15 protein-coding genes are annotated in these 15686 nt (G+C 39.8%); 10 read left to right on the top strand and 5 right to left on the bottom strand.

The annotated features are described in order from the left end of the window. Positions 1-35: 35 nt before the first annotated feature. Positions 36-992 carry a transketolase family protein gene (locus KF872_03850; protein ID MBX2902668.1) on the bottom strand — a complete coding sequence of 319 codons (957 nt, stop codon included), beginning with the start codon at positions 990-992 and terminating at the stop codon, positions 36-38. Positions 993-1123: 131 nt separating this feature from the next. Here KF872_03850 and KF872_03845 point away from each other — a divergent pair, with 131 nt between their 5' ends. From KF872_03845 to rsmG, 10 genes are all read left to right on the top strand, one after another. After that, on the top strand, positions 1124-2329 hold the full coding sequence (locus KF872_03845; GenBank protein MBX2902667.1) for a hypothetical protein: 1206 nt from the start codon (positions 1124-1126) through the stop codon (positions 2327-2329). Positions 2330-2381: 52 nt separating this feature from the next. Further along, positions 2382-2702, top strand: a complete 321-nt coding sequence (locus KF872_03840; GenBank protein ID MBX2902666.1) for a hypothetical protein — start codon at positions 2382-2384, stop codon at positions 2700-2702. A 97-nt stretch (positions 2703-2799) separates the two neighbouring features. Then, positions 2800-3024, top strand: coding sequence for a membrane protein insertion efficiency factor YidD (gene yidD / locus KF872_03835; protein ID MBX2902665.1), 225 nt, complete (start codon positions 2800-2802; stop codon positions 3022-3024). 72 nt (positions 3025-3096) lie between these two features. Then, entirely contained in the window at positions 3097-3489 is a 393-nt protein-coding gene (locus KF872_03830) for a hypothetical protein (GenBank protein ID MBX2902664.1), read from the top strand. Positions 3490-3607: 118 nt separating this feature from the next. Next, positions 3608-4438 carry a FixH family protein gene (locus KF872_03825; GenBank protein ID MBX2902663.1) on the top strand — a complete coding sequence of 277 codons (831 nt, stop codon included), beginning with the start codon at positions 3608-3610 and terminating at the stop codon, positions 4436-4438. 29 nt (positions 4439-4467) lie between these two features. Beyond that, positions 4468-6477, top strand: coding sequence for a TonB-dependent receptor (locus KF872_03820; protein ID MBX2902662.1), 2010 nt, complete (start codon positions 4468-4470; stop codon positions 6475-6477). A 57-nt stretch (positions 6478-6534) separates the two neighbouring features. Next, a complete protein-coding gene (locus tag KF872_03815) occupies positions 6535-7203 on the top strand; it encodes a hypothetical protein (GenBank protein ID MBX2902661.1) in 669 nt (222 codons plus the stop codon). Positions 7204-7205: 2 nt separating this feature from the next. Continuing rightward, positions 7206-7742 carry a DUF4442 domain-containing protein gene (locus KF872_03810; GenBank protein MBX2902660.1) on the top strand — a complete coding sequence of 179 codons (537 nt, stop codon included), beginning with the start codon at positions 7206-7208 and terminating at the stop codon, positions 7740-7742. A 75-nt stretch (positions 7743-7817) separates the two neighbouring features. After that, positions 7818-8198 carry an ATPase gene (locus tag KF872_03805; GenBank protein MBX2902659.1) on the top strand — a complete coding sequence of 127 codons (381 nt, stop codon included), beginning with the start codon at positions 7818-7820 and terminating at the stop codon, positions 8196-8198. Between the two features lie 18 nt (positions 8199-8216). Beyond that, entirely contained in the window at positions 8217-8840 is a 624-nt protein-coding gene (rsmG, locus tag KF872_03800; GenBank protein ID MBX2902658.1) for a 16S rRNA (guanine(527)-N(7))-methyltransferase RsmG, read from the top strand. Positions 8841-8915: 75 nt separating this feature from the next. Here the strand turns inward: rsmG and KF872_03795 are convergent, their stop codons facing one another. From KF872_03795 to metF, 4 genes are all read right to left on the bottom strand, one after another. Next, positions 8916-10712 carry an acyl-CoA dehydrogenase family protein gene (locus KF872_03795; protein ID MBX2902657.1) on the bottom strand — a complete coding sequence of 599 codons (1797 nt, stop codon included), beginning with the start codon at positions 10710-10712 and terminating at the stop codon, positions 8916-8918. A 75-nt stretch (positions 10713-10787) separates the two neighbouring features. Next, positions 10788-11963 (bottom strand): acetyl-CoA C-acyltransferase, encoded by a 1176-nt coding sequence (locus KF872_03790; protein ID MBX2902656.1) that lies wholly within the window; start codon positions 11961-11963, stop codon positions 10788-10790. A gap of 104 nt (positions 11964-12067) precedes the next feature. After that, positions 12068-14506 carry a 3-hydroxyacyl-CoA dehydrogenase/enoyl-CoA hydratase family protein gene (locus tag KF872_03785; GenBank protein MBX2902655.1) on the bottom strand — a complete coding sequence of 813 codons (2439 nt, stop codon included), beginning with the start codon at positions 14504-14506 and terminating at the stop codon, positions 12068-12070. Positions 14507-14707: 201 nt separating this feature from the next. Further along, the gene (gene metF / locus KF872_03780; GenBank protein MBX2902654.1) at positions 14708-15655 is read right to left on the bottom strand and encodes a methylenetetrahydrofolate reductase [NAD(P)H]; all 948 of its coding nucleotides are present in this window, start codon (positions 15653-15655) and stop codon (positions 14708-14710) included. Positions 15656-15686: the final 31 nt, after the last annotated feature.

Genomic DNA, 15686 nt, shown 5'->3' with positions numbered 1-15686 from the left:
ATGCTTTTTTAGGAGCAAAATAATTTTGAATGTATTTATTTTCTCTGAATTACTTTTTGTGCGGCTTCAATTACGTTAGAGGTATCTAAGCCATACTTTTGTAATAACTGATCTGGAGTTCCGCTTTCTCCAAAACTGTCGTTTACGGCTACAAATTCAATGGGCACCGGATGTTTTTTTGCCAGTAAGGTAGCAATGCTGCTTCCTAATCCGCCAATTACATTATGCTCTTCTGCAACTACTGCACATTTGGTTTTTGCTACCGATGTGAGTATGGCAGTTTCGTCTAATGGCTTAATGGTGTGAATATTGATAAGTTCTACTGAAACACCTTGTTCTGTCAATTGCTTGGCAGCTTCAATACTCTTCCAAACCAAATGCCCTGTTGCAAAAATGGTAACATCGCTTCCGGTATTCATTACCAGTGCTTTACCAATTTCAAAAGGTAAATCTTTAGGAATAAATATAGGCCATTTGGGGCGCCCAAAGCGTAGATAAACCGGGCCTTGGTGAGCGGCTGCGGCAACTGTGGCAGCATAGGTTTGGTTGTAATCGCAAGGATTAATAACGGTCATGCCGGGCAACATTTGCATCAAACCAATATCTTCTAAAATTTGGTGGGTAGCACCATCTTCGCCCAAGGTTAATCCGGCATGCGATGCGGCTATTTTTACATTTTTACCACTGTATGCAATTGATTGGCGGATTTGATCGTAAACTCTTCCGGTGGCAAAATTTGCAAAGGTAGTGGCAAAGGGAATTTTGCCGCCAATGGTTAATCCGGCAGCGATACCCATCATGTTTGCTTCGGCAATTCCACATTGAATAAAGCGCTCAGGAAAATCCTTTAAAAAAGCATCTAACTTTAATGAACCTGTAAGGTCTGCACAAAGTGCTACAACGTTTGGATTGGTTTTTCCAAGATAATGCATGGCATCTCCAAATCCGGAGCGGGTATCTTGTGAGCCGGTAGGTGTAAATTGATTAAGCATGGCGTTATTTTCAGCCTCAAACATACAATTCTCGGCAAAAGTGTTTCCCATGAGTGTGGATAATTTTATTCTGTGCAGGCGAAGTTTTGATAGTCGCTGTTTTTTATTTCAATTTTGCCCAAAATAGAAAAATGAAAAAGATACTATTAACGCTTTTAGTGCCTTCTCTTTTGGGAATAGGTGCTTGTAAAAAAGATACTACCACAACCGCCATTGAACCAGAAGCAATTAGTTGTAGCGATATTACGGCTAATAAAGTTTTAAAAGATAGGGGAGAAGGTATTGATTATACTTTAGACTGTGTGGTATCTGTTTTCGCCCAACTTACAATTGAACCAGGAGTGGTAATTCAATGTGGAGCCAATGCCGGGTTTTGGGTAAATAGTGGTGGTGCATTGGTAGCGGTGGGCACTGCTGCTAAACCAATCAATTTTAAGTCGAAGGCTGCTACACCGGGTTTGTGGAAGGGTATTTATTTTCAGAGCAATAGTCCATTAAATGAATTGAATAATTGCACAGTAGAAAATGCCGGAAGTGCAAGTTTTGATGGTGATTTAAGTAGTAAAGCAGCTGTGCGAGTAAGTGCTACGGGAAAACTTAAAATTACCAACACCAAAATAATTGGAAGCGGTTACGATGGACTGCTAATAGACGGAATAGTTTCGGAGCAAAACAATCCTATTGCTGCATTTAGTAATAATGAGTTTACGGAAAATGCGAATTATCCGATTTCTACTTTAGCTACTGTATTAAACAGTTTAGATGGAGCAGGAAGCCAATACCAAGGCAATACACAGAATAAAATTTTGGTGCGTGGCGGTGTTTTAGTTGGCACACATGTTTGGAAAAAACTGGCAGTACCTTATATAGTAAAAAATACGGTAGTGGTTGGTGATTATGGCAATGCCGGAGACCTAACCATTCAACCGGGTGTGGTGGTGCAATTTGCTTTGGATCAGGGCTTGACTATTGGTGATTATGCCAATAGTTCTTCCTTAAAGATTATTGGAACAGCAACAGAAAGAATTGTACTTACAGGTGAATCGTTATTGCCGGGTGCATGGAAAGGAATTGCTTTCCAAAGCAATAGTCCGCTGAATGAAATTAGGTATGCCGATATTAGCTATGCCGGAGCTTCTTCGTTTACAGGCAACACTAGCCAAAAAGGTAATGTGGTTGCCGGAGCATACAGTGCAGGAACTTTTAAGATAAGTTATTCTACTATTTCGGGAAGTGCGGCTTACGGAATTTATGTAACAATGCCATCGGCAAACATTGACACCACCAACCAAGTTACGTTTAGCAGCAATGCTTCGGGCAATTACTACAAGGAATAAACAAACAGTTTCAAAATTTATTTTAAACTTGTTTTCGAAATTGATACTAAAAATGAAATATCTAAAAATTCCATTCGCATTTGTAATCTTAGTTACACTCTTAACTTCTTGTGGAAAAGAACCTTCTGCATGTTTTTCTGTTGGTACCAGCGTAGATAGCTTGTATGTAAACCAGCCAATTTTGTTTGATGCTTCTTGTTCAAAAGATGCCACTCAGTTTAAATGGACATTCAGCGATCGCCCTGATAGCGTTTATTATTCAAAAATGTTTTACCGTTCTTTTGATTCTATTGATTCCAATATAGTTGTAAAACTTACGGCTATTTTAGGCGGTAGAGAAAACGAAAAAGAGCAAACCATATCTATTAAATAACTTTGTTCTTTATCTCATAGTTAAAAAGCCATTGAAATTTCAATGGCTTTTTAGTTTTATGCAACCAGTGTAATATTCATTAGTGTTGCATTCGAGCATGGTTAAAAAAATAATTATTGGTATTGTTGTTTTGCCCATAAGGTTTTACCAAGTATTTCTATCGCCTATATTGCCTCCATCGTGCCGCTATACGCCCACTTGTTCGCAATATAGTATTGAGGCAATTCGCAAACATGGTGTGTTTAAAGGAACATGGCTAGCTGCTAAGCGCATTGCAAGTTGCCATCCGTGGGGAGGGCACGGACACGATCCTGTTCCATAAAATGGATGTCATGTGATTTTCTGATGTAAGTCATCTTTTATCTCAATAATTGGATGTTATATTTGCCTGCAAATGAAGCATACTACCCATAGCTTTCTTTCTCTTCTGTTTATTCTGTTTTTAGCGGCAGGTATTATGGTTGAAAGTACTGGCAAGGGAGGCGTTTTAATTAGTTATTTAATAAACAAAGAATACATTGCTGTAAAGTTGTGCGAAAACCGCGCAAATAAATCGAAACACTGCAATGGTAAATGTTACCTTACCAAACAATTAAAGCAGCACGATAAGCAAGAAGACTCATCGGCTCCTGCTGCGCTTTTGTTTCACGAAGAAATTTTAATGGATATTCCGGAAGGCGGCTTGCCTTTTGCTTTTTATGAAGAGGATGAAACTTTGCAAGCGGATTACGCTCCATTTTTTTATGTTTCTCCTTTGTTCAATAATATCTTTCACCCGCCAGCATAATGTGTTATAGCTTGAACTATGTATAAACAATCTACCATTGAGGCAACGTTTGTAAATTGGTAGTTCAACACGTTTCTTAGTTGCCATTCTTTCTAAATTTTATTGAATACAACACGTTATGAAAAATTATTTTATGGCGGCAACAGCCGTTGTACTTTCAGCTATTATATTATCATCTTGTAAAAAAGAAAACAATCCCAACAAACAATATCCCATTCCTACGAACCTTAAAATGATGGCATCCGGCTATGCTGCGGGCGCTGCAACACGAGTTGAAGTGTATGCTGCTGATAGTTTTTTTACAGGCTACAATGCTTTGTTTATTGCACTGTACGATTCTGCTACTAACGAAAGACAAGTAGATGCTGATATTGAACTTTTGCCTATGATGACAATGATGGGTGGAATGGAACATTCTTCTCCTTTTGAAAATGCTACCAATTCTAAACCAACCGATGGTTTGTTTGAATGTGCTGTGGTATATTCTATGCCCAGCAGTACCGGAAATACATGGAAACTCAATGTTGTTGTAAAGAACAATAAAACAGGGTTGCAAGGAACCGCCAGCTTAGATGTAGATGTAGCACAGCCTGCTTTGAGCAGGCTAAAATCAATTACTACGCTAAACGATGGAACCAAATTGTTTGTATCCGTTGTAAAGCCATTTGTACCAATAGTGGGCGTAAACGATTTTGAAATTGCCATTCACAAAAAAGTGAGTATGACTAGTTTTCCGGCAGCCGACAATTACACCGTAACCGTAGATCCACAAATGCTTTCGATGGGGCATGGCTCTCCGCTAAACGAAAATCCGGTAATAGATAAAAACGGCCATTACAAAGGGAAATTGAATTTTACCATGAGTGGCGATTGGCGCATATTTCTTACGCTTAGTAATAATGGAACTGTTGCCGACTCTACTCTTTACTTTGATGTGATAATACCATAATGAAGCTATTTGTTTGTTTATTGTTTTTTTTGACTTTGCAGGCAGCACCTTCTAAGTGTGCTGCCGGGCAAAGCAATACACTCGAAGACTCTTCTGCAGTGCTTAAAACATTAGAGTTAAGCGAAGTGGTTGTGTGCGATCAATCGCATAGCAATGAAAACACGCAATCTGCCAATTTCTATAAAGCAAACAAACTTGCCACTACCGAAGATGTTTTGGCACGAATGATGGGCGTTTCGCTTATTAAGCGCGGAGCTTATGGTTTGGAGCCGGTGCTGAGGGCATATTCTGCAGGGCAAATAAATGTAACTATAAACGGTATGCGCATTTATGGAGCCTGTACCGACAAAATGGATCCGGCAACTATATATATAGAACCCAATAATTTGCAAACCATACACGCCACACATGGCGCATCGGGTAGTAAAACCGGAGCTTCAATTGGAGGAGCACTTGATATGGAAATGAAACAGGCTGCGTTTTCGCATTGTCGCAAAATTTACACCAACGCAACTTCTTCTTATAGCAGCATAAACAATGCTTTTAATGTAGCAGCTGCCGTTAATTTAAGTTTTGAGAAAGTAGCACTACGCGTTAATGGCACTTACCGAAAAGCCTTTAACTACCGAGCCGGTGGCGGAAGTTTGGTAAAGCATTCGGCTTATGAAAAGGTGAACTTTGGTACTTCGGTGGCATTTCGCTTACCTAAGCAACATAAAATTATATTGGATTATGTGGGCGATATTGGTTGGAATATAGGTTATCCGTCTCTTACAATGGATGCCGGCAAGGCAATTGCCAACATCGCCTCTGTGTCGCATGTATGGGTTTCGAGTAATTTAGTGGTAAGGAATATAGAATCTAAGGTATATTTCAATCATATATACCATGCAATGGACGATACGCAGCGCGAAGACACACTCATGCACATGGATATGCCGGGTTGGAGCTACACTGCAGGTTGGTTCTCTGAAGCAAACTTACAAACCAGTAGCCGTAATAAAATTAAGGTACGTGCAGATTATGCAGGAAATTTTTCGAAGGCAGAAATGACCATGTATCCCGAAAAAGGGCAACCTATGTTTATGCTTACGCTGCCCGATAATTTCCGCCATTTTGCCGGACTTTATGTTGAAGATATCTTTGAATTTTCTAAGCAGCAAAGCATACAATTGAATGCTAGAGTAGAATACATGCGTGCAGCGCTTGTGTCGGATTTTGCTCGCAAGCAAGCAAGTATTTTTTCGGCCGATACTGTTGTAAATAGAGTTACGCCCACGGTGAGTGCCAGCTATCATGCCTTGTTCAAAAAGTATTTCATCTCTAAGCTGTTGCTTTCCTATGGCGAGCGTTCACCTAATGCCGGAGAGTTATTTGGTTTTTATCTTTACAATCGTTTCGATGGGTTCGATTACATTGGCAATACCAAGCTAAAAAACGAACGCACCTTACAGACAGAGTGGAATATTGGGGCTGTACATAAGTATTTTAGCATTAGTGGAGCTGTGTTTTACAATCATATCTACAATTACATTATGGGAGCAAAGCAATCTGGTTTTAGTGCTATGACCGAGGGCGCTAGAGGTGTAAAGCAATTCGAAAATATGGGGCAGGCATTCATTACAGGAGTAGAAGGCAAACTACAGCTCAACGATATTAAAGGATTTAGAAGCATGCACACAGCAAAATACAGTTATGCTCAATTAACTAGCGGTGAGCCATTGCCGCAAATTGCTCCATTAAAATGCTATCACGTAGTGCGTTATTCAATAAAAGGCTGCCATATTCAAGCAGAAGCAGAATGGGCGCTTGCACAAAAAAGAGTAAATAGTTTATCGGGCGAAAGTGCCACACCTGCCTATGGTTTACTGCATTTGCGCACCGGATACCAATTACTATTGCAAAGCCATTTACTACAGTTGAATTTTGCAGTAGAGAATGTATTGGATACCAATTATCGTGAACATTTAGATTGGGGCAATATCCCGCGCCAGGGTCGTAATTTTATTGTTACACTCAGTTATGCCTTCAATCAATAACTTGTAGCAAAACACAGAGCGGTTACATTTGCTTTTGTTTGCTAAATAATTTATAGAATGAAACTTTTACTGGTATGCAATCATCGCGATATCATAAGCGATACACTGCAATGGTTTCAGCAACAACATGCTGTAATCAACGATAATAATATTGCATTTAAGCAGCATAAAATTGAAATTTTAGAAACCGGATTTGGTGGCTTTAAAGTGGGATTTCATCTTACGGAATGTATATTGAAAAGCCACTATAATTTAATTTTGAAGTTAAGCGAAGCACATGCGCTGATGGATAGTATTGCGGTAGGGCAGGTAGTAAATATCGTTCGCGATTTTCCGGCAAGCGATGGGAATTTGATTGAAGATTCGTTTAAAGATTTATACGACACAGGATATATGCACACTGCCGAACACCCGCACCAATTGGGCGGTTTGGTAAATAAAACCAACAGCTATTTGAATGTTTTTCTCCCTTACAAAAAAGTATTCAGTATTACATCAGCCATTAGCTCGCACCATGCCACACTCAAGAAAATTAGAATAGAGAAATATAAACCACATATAGAAACAGTTGATGGTATTTATTTTTCGTATCCTTGTTTATGGAAGCGCGTAAGTTTTTACCACTTAGCCGCAGTAATAGAGAACTTGGTAACTGGCGAAAAAAATATCGCTTTAGCCAAGCAAGAACTCAATAAAGAACTAATAGAAATTATACAGAAATTATAGATATGGAAACAACAACCATTCATCCTCAAGTACAGCAATATCAAGCCAATCAGCTCAAAGTTGATGCCGATTTTATTAAAACTGTGAAGAATCCCATCCTATTCAGATTGTTCCTTTTGCAAAAATTGCCCATGGGTTTTTTAGCAGGATTGAAAGTAAAATCGCTATCGAGCGAAGCCTGCGAAATTACAGTGCCATACAAATGGTTGAATAAAAATCCGTTTCGCAGCACCTACTTTGCAGTATTGGCAATGGCAGCCGAAATGAGCAGCGGCATGTTGAGTATGATGGGGACTTATAAATCGAAGCCATCGGTAGCAGTTTTAGTAACCGGAATTGAAGCCGAGTTTGTAAAAAAGGCAACCGGCATAACTACATTCTCTTGCCACGAGGGAAAACGAATACGCGAAACCATAGAAGAATCCATTGCTTCGGGCGAAGGAAAAACCTGCACTACTATTTCCAAAGGCATTTCTGCCGATGGAACCGTAGAGGCAGTTTTTAAAGTTACATGGAGTTTTAAAGCACGCAAAAGCTAAATCTTTACAATTAGAATTTTGCAGAAAGAAATAGTTTTCTATCATTGCCCCAATAGTTAATTAAAATCCATTGCAATGGCGCGCAAAAAATATACTTTAGAATACATTGTTCGTTCCTCTCCGGCTATTCTTTTTGAATTTGTAACCGAGCCTTCTGCGCTTGCACAATGGTTTGCAGACTATTGCGATGCACAAGAAGACGATTATATTTTTGGCTGGACCGGCCAATACGAAAAAGCCGAATTGCTGGAAATTGAAGACGATGAATTTGTGAAATACCGCTGGTTGAAATCTCCGGAAGATGAGTACTTTTCTTTTAAAGTGTACAAGAGCGAAATTAGTTTCGAAACTGTTTTAGAGATTACCGATTTTGCTGAGCAAAAAGAGATAAAGGATGCTACCACTTTGTGGGATAAGCAAATAGAAGATTTAAAACACGCCATTGGAGCTGCCTAAGCAAGGCACTTTTGATGTATGCAGTTGGAACACTATTTCCCTAATTTATCTGCCGAGCAATTACAGCAGTTTAGCAAGTTGCCCGAGGTTTATGCCGATTGGAATTCAAAAATAAATGTGATTTCTAGGAAAGACATGGAGTGCTTTATGGAGCACCATGTGCTGCATTCATTAGCTATTGCAAAGTATGTACAGTTTAGAGATGGTTCCAAAATTATGGATTTAGGAACCGGAGGCGGTTTTCCCGGAATTCCACTTGCTATAATGTTTCCCAATTGCAGATTTCACTTGGTAGATTCTATTGGAAAGAAACTAAAGGTTGTGCAGGCTGTTGCAGAAGAGGTTGGCTTAAAGAATATTTTTACCTTCCATAGCCGAGCCGAAGAAATGAATTACCAGTACGATTTTGTAGTAAGCCGTGCAGTAGCGCCTGCAAAAGATTTGTTGAAGTGGACAGGAAAAAAATATCTCTCCAAAAAATTAAATGCGGTACCCAACGGACTTATTTGCCTAAAGGGAGGTAATTTGGATGAAGAACTTTCGGGTGTAAAAGTATTGCAGAAAATAGCACTTACAGATTGGTTTGCTTCTCCGCATTTTCAAGAGAAATACTTGATACACATAAAAGGGAAGGAGTATTGATTTTTTTATACCTATATAAAAAAAGAGGCTGTTTTTTTAAGACAGCCTCTTTTTATTTTATGCCAATGCTTTCAATTAAAAGCAGTATGCATTTTCTTCAATCAATTTATCGGCAATACGTCTGCGAGCTGCAATAGTATTGTATGCTTCGTATTTTGTAAAGCGTTTTAAGCCCATAAGCATAATGCGCAACACATCACCTTCGTTGAAAGCGGTAATGGCATGTTTGCCCGAAAGGTTTATCTTTTCCATAGCATCGCTAATGTAAGTTTTAGCAATATCTATTTGCAGGCTGCAAGCATCTGCACCGCGGGTGTTTACTAATTTTTCTACACGTAGCAATACAGATTCACATGCATAGAGTTCAATGAGCATATCAGAAATATTCATGATAATTTCTTGCTCTTTTTCTAGCTTTTGCATGAATTTTTGAACGGCTGCTCCGGCTGTCATTAAAATGGCTTTTTTAGCATTTCTCAACGCCTTCCATTCTGCTGCAAAGAAAGAATCGTCATCGCCTGTTCCAAAATCTGGCACACTCATCAATTCTTTTTGAACGGCTAGAGCAGGAGTCATTAAATCCAATTCGCCTTTCATTGCTTTTTTCACCAATTGCCCAACACTTAGTAAACGATTGATTTCGTTGGTGCCTTCAAAAATTCTATTGATGCGCGAATCGCGATAGGCTCTTGCTACCGGATATTCTTCGCTAAATCCTGTACCGCCAAATACTTGTACGGCTTCATCTACCACAAAGTCTAATACTTCAGAACCAAATACTTTTAGAATAGCGCATTCGATAGAGTATTCTTCGGCAGCAAGTAGCTTAGCTTGAACACGGTCGGTTCCTTTGGCAGCAAGGGTTTCAATCATTTGGTCTATATCGCCAGCTGCGCGGTAAGTTGCCGATTCGCACACGTATGTTTTTATTGCCATTTCTGCCAATTTGTGCTTTATGGCTCCGAATGACGAAATAGGCACATTAAATTGAATACGTTCGTTGGCATAGTTTACTGCAACCGAAGTAGATTTTTTACTACCGCCTAAAGCCAATACGCATAGTTTGTAGCGACCGATATTTAATACGTTGAAAGCAATTTTGTGTCCTTTGCCAATTTCGCCCAATACGTTTTCGGCAGGTACTTTTACGTTGTTGAAAAACACTTGGCGGGTAGAAGAACCTTTAATGCCGAGTTTATCTTCTTCGCTTCCGAGCGATACGCCTTCGCTTTTGGCATCAACAATGAACCCTGTAAATTTATCGCCATCAATTTTAGCGAATACGGTAAAGATATCTGCAAAACCACCGTTGGTAATCCACATTTTTTGTCCGTTTAAGATGTAGTGTTTTCCATCTTCGGTAAGTACAGCTTTAGAGCGTGCACCTAAGGCATCGCTACCGGAACCAGGTTCTGTTAAGCAGTAAGCTGCTTTTATTTCGCCACTTGCTAAGCCCGGTAGGTATTTGTTTTTTTGTTCTTCAGTGCCAAAATACAAGATAGGCAGTGTGCCAATTCCTGTGTGAGCGGCAAATGCTGCAGCAAAAGAATGTCCTTTTCCTATTTCTTCGTTAATAACGGTATCGGTTACTAAATCGCTTCCCATTCCGCCATATACTTCGGGTACCGATGCGCCTAATAGACCTAGGTCGGCCGATTCTTTTAGGAGCTGAACTACTAAGGCATGATCGCCTTTATCTATTTTTTGAACGTTTGGAAATACTTTTCCTGAGATGAAATCTTCGGTAGTTTGACCGAACATTTTTTGCTCTTCGCTTATTTCATCTTTAATGGTTACGTTGTTCCAAGAAAGTTCTTTAATTAAAAATTCTCCACCTTTAAGAAGTGCTTTGGTTGATTGTGTTGTTTCCATTTTGTAAGAGTTGCTAAAGTTTGCCGGAGTTTGTGCTCCGGCAATATGCTTTTAAAAGAGATTAAATTTTTATGATTATAGTTTTTCGAATATTCCTGCAATACCTTGTCCGCCACCAATACAGGCAGTTACCATGCCATATTGTACGTTGCGTGCGCGTTGCTCTTCAAGAAGTTTCATAAATAAATAGGTGCCGGATGCGCCCAGTGGGTGCCCTAAAGCTACGGCTCCTCCATTTACATTTATGATGCTTGAGTCTAATTCTGCGGCTTTAATAACGCCTAAAGATTGTGCTGCAAAGGCTTCGTTTAACTCCATTAAGCCGATGTTACCCAAATTCATATTGGCTTGTTTTAATGCTTTTGGTATTGCAGCTACCGGCCCCATTCCCATAATGGTGGGATCTACACCTACTGATGCCGAAGTTACCATGCGGGCAATAGGTTTAAGGTTTAGTTCTTTTACTACTCTTTCGCTTACTACTAATACAAATGCAGCTGCATCTGATGTTTGCGATGAGTTTCCGGCTGTAACTTGTCCGCCATTTTTAAATACGGGTTTTAGCTTTGCCAAGCCTTCTAAAGAAGTGTCTTTGCGTGGGCCTTCATCGGTATCTACAATAAATTTGCGGCTTTTCTTTTTTCCTGCTTCGTAATATACTTCTTCTACTTCTACGGGTACAATAAATTCTTTAAACTTACCTGCTTCCATTGCAGCAATGGCCTTTTGGTGAGAGTTGAAAGAAAATTCATCGCTTTGTTCGCGAGTGATGCCGTATTTTTCTGCAATGTTTTCTGCGGTTAAACCCATACCGATGTAGTAATCGGGGTTGGTTTTGGCTACTTCGTAGTTAGGTACGGTTTTGTAACCAACGGTAGGTACTAAGGTCATGCTTTCGGTTCCTCCGGCAATAATTACATCAGCCATTCCTGAGCGGATTTTTGCAGTTGCCATTGCAATGGTTTCTACACCTGAACCGCAATAGCGGTTTACGGTAACGCCCGGTATTTCGATAGGTAGCGAACGAACGGCAACCCAGCGTGCCATTTGTAAGCCTTGTTCGGCTTCGGGAACTGCGTTTCCTACAATGAGGTCATCTACGCGTTTTGGATCAAATTCCGGTACTTTTTTTAGAAGATCTGTAATAGCATAATATGCCAAATCTACAGGTGTGGTGAAACGAAATCCACCTTTTTTAGCTTTTCCTATTGCTGTGCGCGATGCAGCTACAATGTATGCTTCTTGTGACATGTTTTTAGATTTTTAAGCCAAGTGCCAGCGTGTTGGTTGGGCTTGGCAATTATTTAAAATGTGATTGTTGTTTCTTTGTATTACTGGAATAAATTATTGGGTTCTTAGTTTCTTAATGGTTTGCCACTGGTTAAAATGCTTTGGATTCTTTCCAATGTTTTCTTTTCGCCACAAAGTTGTAAGAAGGCTTCTCTTTCTAAATCCAAAAGATATTGTTCGCTTACTTTTGTTTCGGCAGAAAGGTCGCCACCGCAAAGCACATAGGCTATTTTACGGGCAATTTTTTCATCGTGTTCGCTGGCATACTTTCCAACGCGGAACGATGCTGCACCTGCGTACAAAGCAGCTAAGCCTGTGCGACCCAATACGGCAATATCTTCGCGTTGTACGGGTTGGACGTAGCCATTTTCGTATAGTTCCAATACTTTTTCTTTAGCTTCTTTAATATGGCGATCGGCATTCATTACAATTTGGTCTTTTTTGCGGTCGAGTACGCCAATGCCAAAACCTTCTACTGCCGATGTTGCTACTTTTGCTGTGGCAATGGCTGTAAAACGTTCTGCCAATTGAGTAATTTGAGTATCGCCTGCATAGTAGGCATCGCTGGCGCGGAGTGCCATTTCTTTGGTGCCGCCACCGCCCGGAATTAAGCCTACACCTACTTCTACTAAACCAATATAAGTTTCGGCAGATGCTACGGCACTATCGCTGTGCATGGTAATTTCGCAGCCGCCTCCTAAAGTTAATCCTTTAATGGCGCTAACTACAGGTATTGAAGAATAGCGCAAGCGCATGGTTGAACTTTGGAATGCGCGGATGGCAAAGTCTAATTCATCGTATTCTTGTTCAATTGCCATCATAAAAATCATGGCAAGGTTGGCACCTGCACTAAAGTTTACGCCACTGTGCCCTAATACTACGCCTTTCCATCCTTGCGACTCGGCAATGTCTATTCCTTTATTGATGGCTTCTAATACTTCACCGCCCAATGAGTTCATTTTGGTATTCCAAGAAACATTGAGTACGCCATCGCCTAAATCGTCTATTCTGGCTCCGGTGTTTTTCCAAATTGGTTTGGTAGAAGATTGAATGTCGGAAAGGATAATAAAAGATTCGCGACCCGGAATGGTTTTGTATGATTTTGAAGGAATATCATAGTAAAAGCGTTTACCGTTTTCAATTTTGTAGAATGTAGAATTGCCTGCTGCCAAGAATTCATCTACCCAAGCGCCTAGTTTGAATCCGGCTGCTTTCATTTTTTCTACAGTTTCTTTTACGCCTACAATGTCCCACTGCTCAAATGGACCAAGTTCCCAACCAAAACCTGCGCGCATGGCATCGTCTATTCTGTAAAGTTCATCAGAAATTTCCGGTATGCGAAGGCTTACGTAGCTGTTTACGTAGAAGGATAATTTTTGAAGGAAATCGCCATGTTTATCTTTTGAAGCAGCAACTGCTTTTAGGCGTTTTGGTAGGTCTTCAATATTTTTTCCGATTTCGATGGTTGCCGATTTTGGTTTTCCTTTTGGTTGGTATTGAAGTGTTTTCCAATCTAAAGTTTCAAATGATTTTTTGCCTGCGGCATCTTTTGTTTTTTTGAAAAATCCTTGACCCGTTTTATCGCCATGCCATTTGTTTTCATCCATTTTTGTAATCCACTCAGGCACTAGGAATACATCGCGGTACTCATCGTTTGGAAGATTATCGTAAGCGCCTTTCATTACTTTAACCATGGTGTCTAAACCAACCACATCGGTAGTGCGGAAGGTGGCAGATTTTGGCTTACCAATTAAGGTACCTGTAAGTGCATCTACTTCATCTATGGTTAAATCCATTTCCTGCATAAGTTTAATTACAGCGCCAATGCTGAATACGCCTACGCGGTTAGCAATAAATGCAGGAGTGTCTTTACACAGTACGGTCTGCTTACCAAGGAATAAATCGCCAAAGTGCATGAAGAAATCTACTACTTCGGCATGGGTGTGTGCTGTAGGAATTACTTCTAACAAGCGTAAGTAGCGCGGTGGGTTAAAGAAGTGAGTACCGCAGAAATGTGCTTTAAAATCATCGCTTCTTCCTTCGGTCATTAAATGAATTGGAATGCCGGAAGTGTTTGAAGAAATAAGCGTTCCGGGTTTGCGGAATTTTTCAACTTTTTCAAAAACTTGTTGTTTGATATCAAGGCGTTCCATTACTACTTCGATAATCCAGTCGGCTTCTTTTACCCAACTCATGTTATCGTCAAAGTTGCCTGTTTTTATGCGCGATGCAAATGCTTTATCGTATGCAGGATTGGGATTGCTCTTTAATGCAAATGCTAAAGAGTCGTTTACTATTTTATTGCGAAGTGCCGGTTTTTTAGCATCTTCTTCGCTTAGGTTGAATGGTACAATATCGAGCAAAATTACTTTTAGCCCAATGTTGGCACAATGTAGTGCAATACGGCTGCCCATAACTCCTGAGCCTAACACCGCTACGGTTTTCACCTTGCGAGCTTTGGCAGGTGTTACATTCACCGCTTGTTTTTCTGTTGATGTTTCCATTTTGTTTGATTATGTATTTGTATAATTAGTAAATAGTTACTTGCCTGTTTGTTTCACGAAGTACTTATTCTTTTTTCATGAAACGTTTTACGAAACTACATATTCTTTTTTACCAAACAAGCGTTTGGTAAAAAAGTTGAAAAGGAGCTTTTATTATGAACATAATTCTTAAATAATTGAGTGGACGGGCGGTGGTTTAAACTAAAATACCGCTTTGGCAATTTCAATAGTTGCCTCACTTCGGCTCATAGTGTAATAGTGCAGGCAAGGCACTTTCTGTGCTTTCAAATCTTTAGATTGCGCAATTGCCCATTCTATTCCAACATGTTTTACTTGTTTATCGTCTTTGCATTTTTCTATTTCAATTACGAGTTCCTCAGGAATATCTATATGAAAAATTTTGGGCAGGTTGCGCAGTTGTGCTTTAGATGCAATTGGTTTTAAACCCGGAATAATGGGTACTGTAATGCCTGCTGCTCTGCAAGCATCTACAAATTCGTAAAACTTTTGGTTGTTGAAAAACATTTGGGTTACAATGTAATGTGCGCCACAATCTATTTTGTGTTTCAACCACTTTAAATCTGATTTTAAATTAGGTGCTTCAAAATGCTTTTCCGGATAGCCAGCAACTCCTATACAAAAATCGGTTTTGAGTTCATTCTCTGTTTCTTCATGTAGAAACCTGCCGTAGTTCATTTCTGAAACTTGCTGTACTAGCTCGCTGGCGTAATGGTGTGCTTTTTTATCGGTTTGCGATTTTCCTTTATCGGAATCGCCTTGTAGCAAGAGTACATTGTTTATGCCTAAGTAGTACAGTGTAAATAGTGCATCTTCGGTTTCTTCGGGTGTAAATCCATGGCAAATTAAATGCGGTACGGCATCTACATTAAACCGTCCTTTTATGGCTGCGCAAATTCCTGCAGTGCCGGGGCGCTTGCGAAGGGGAACTTCTTCTATTAGTCCGTCAATTCTCTTTTTGTATATTATTTCTTCGCGGTGGTATGTAACATCTACAAATGGAGGCTTAAATTCCATGAGTGGTTCAATTACATTCAGCAAATCGTCTATTATTTTTCCTTTCTGTGGTGGAAGTACTTCAAACGAAAATAGGGTGTTGTTGGCTTTAGCAATATGGTCTGTTACTTTCATGATAATACAAAAATGAGAAATGCTGCGTAAG

It is taken from the genome of Chitinophagales bacterium (genome assembly GCA_019638515.1).
In the GTDB taxonomy this organism is placed as follows: domain Bacteria; phylum Bacteroidota; class Bacteroidia; order Chitinophagales; family LD1; genus UBA7692.
This window is presented reverse-complemented; position numbering and strand designations above follow the sequence as displayed.

Excerpts from the sequence above, each read along its gene's own strand:
- yidD (MBX2902665.1), top strand. The coding sequence starts at position 2,800 with ATGGTTAAAAAAATAATTATTGGTATTGTTGTTTTGCCCATAAGGTTT.
- KF872_03795 (MBX2902657.1), bottom strand. The coding sequence starts at position 10,712 with ATGGAAACAACACAATCAACCAAAGCACTTCTTAAAGGTGGAGAATTT.
- rsmG (MBX2902658.1), top strand. The coding sequence starts at position 8,217 with ATGCAGTTGGAACACTATTTCCCTAATTTATCTGCCGAGCAATTACAG.
- KF872_03815 (MBX2902661.1), top strand. The coding sequence starts at position 6,535 with ATGAAACTTTTACTGGTATGCAATCATCGCGATATCATAAGCGATACA.
- KF872_03845 (MBX2902667.1), top strand. The coding sequence starts at position 1,124 with ATGAAAAAGATACTATTAACGCTTTTAGTGCCTTCTCTTTTGGGAATA.
- KF872_03850 (MBX2902668.1), bottom strand. The coding sequence starts at position 992 with ATGCTTAATCAATTTACACCTACCGGCTCACAAGATACCCGCTCCGGA.
- KF872_03805 (MBX2902659.1), top strand. The coding sequence starts at position 7,818 with ATGGCGCGCAAAAAATATACTTTAGAATACATTGTTCGTTCCTCTCCG.
- KF872_03840 (MBX2902666.1), top strand. The coding sequence starts at position 2,382 with ATGAAATATCTAAAAATTCCATTCGCATTTGTAATCTTAGTTACACTC.
- metF (MBX2902654.1), bottom strand. The coding sequence starts at position 15,655 with ATGAAAGTAACAGACCATATTGCTAAAGCCAACAACACCCTATTTTCG.
- KF872_03785 (MBX2902655.1), bottom strand. The coding sequence starts at position 14,506 with ATGGAAACATCAACAGAAAAACAAGCGGTGAATGTAACACCTGCCAAA.
- KF872_03810 (MBX2902660.1), top strand. The coding sequence starts at position 7,206 with ATGGAAACAACAACCATTCATCCTCAAGTACAGCAATATCAAGCCAAT.
- KF872_03790 (MBX2902656.1), bottom strand. The coding sequence starts at position 11,963 with ATGTCACAAGAAGCATACATTGTAGCTGCATCGCGCACAGCAATAGGA.
- KF872_03825 (MBX2902663.1), top strand. The coding sequence starts at position 3,608 with ATGAAAAATTATTTTATGGCGGCAACAGCCGTTGTACTTTCAGCTATT.
- KF872_03830 (MBX2902664.1), top strand. The coding sequence starts at position 3,097 with ATGAAGCATACTACCCATAGCTTTCTTTCTCTTCTGTTTATTCTGTTT.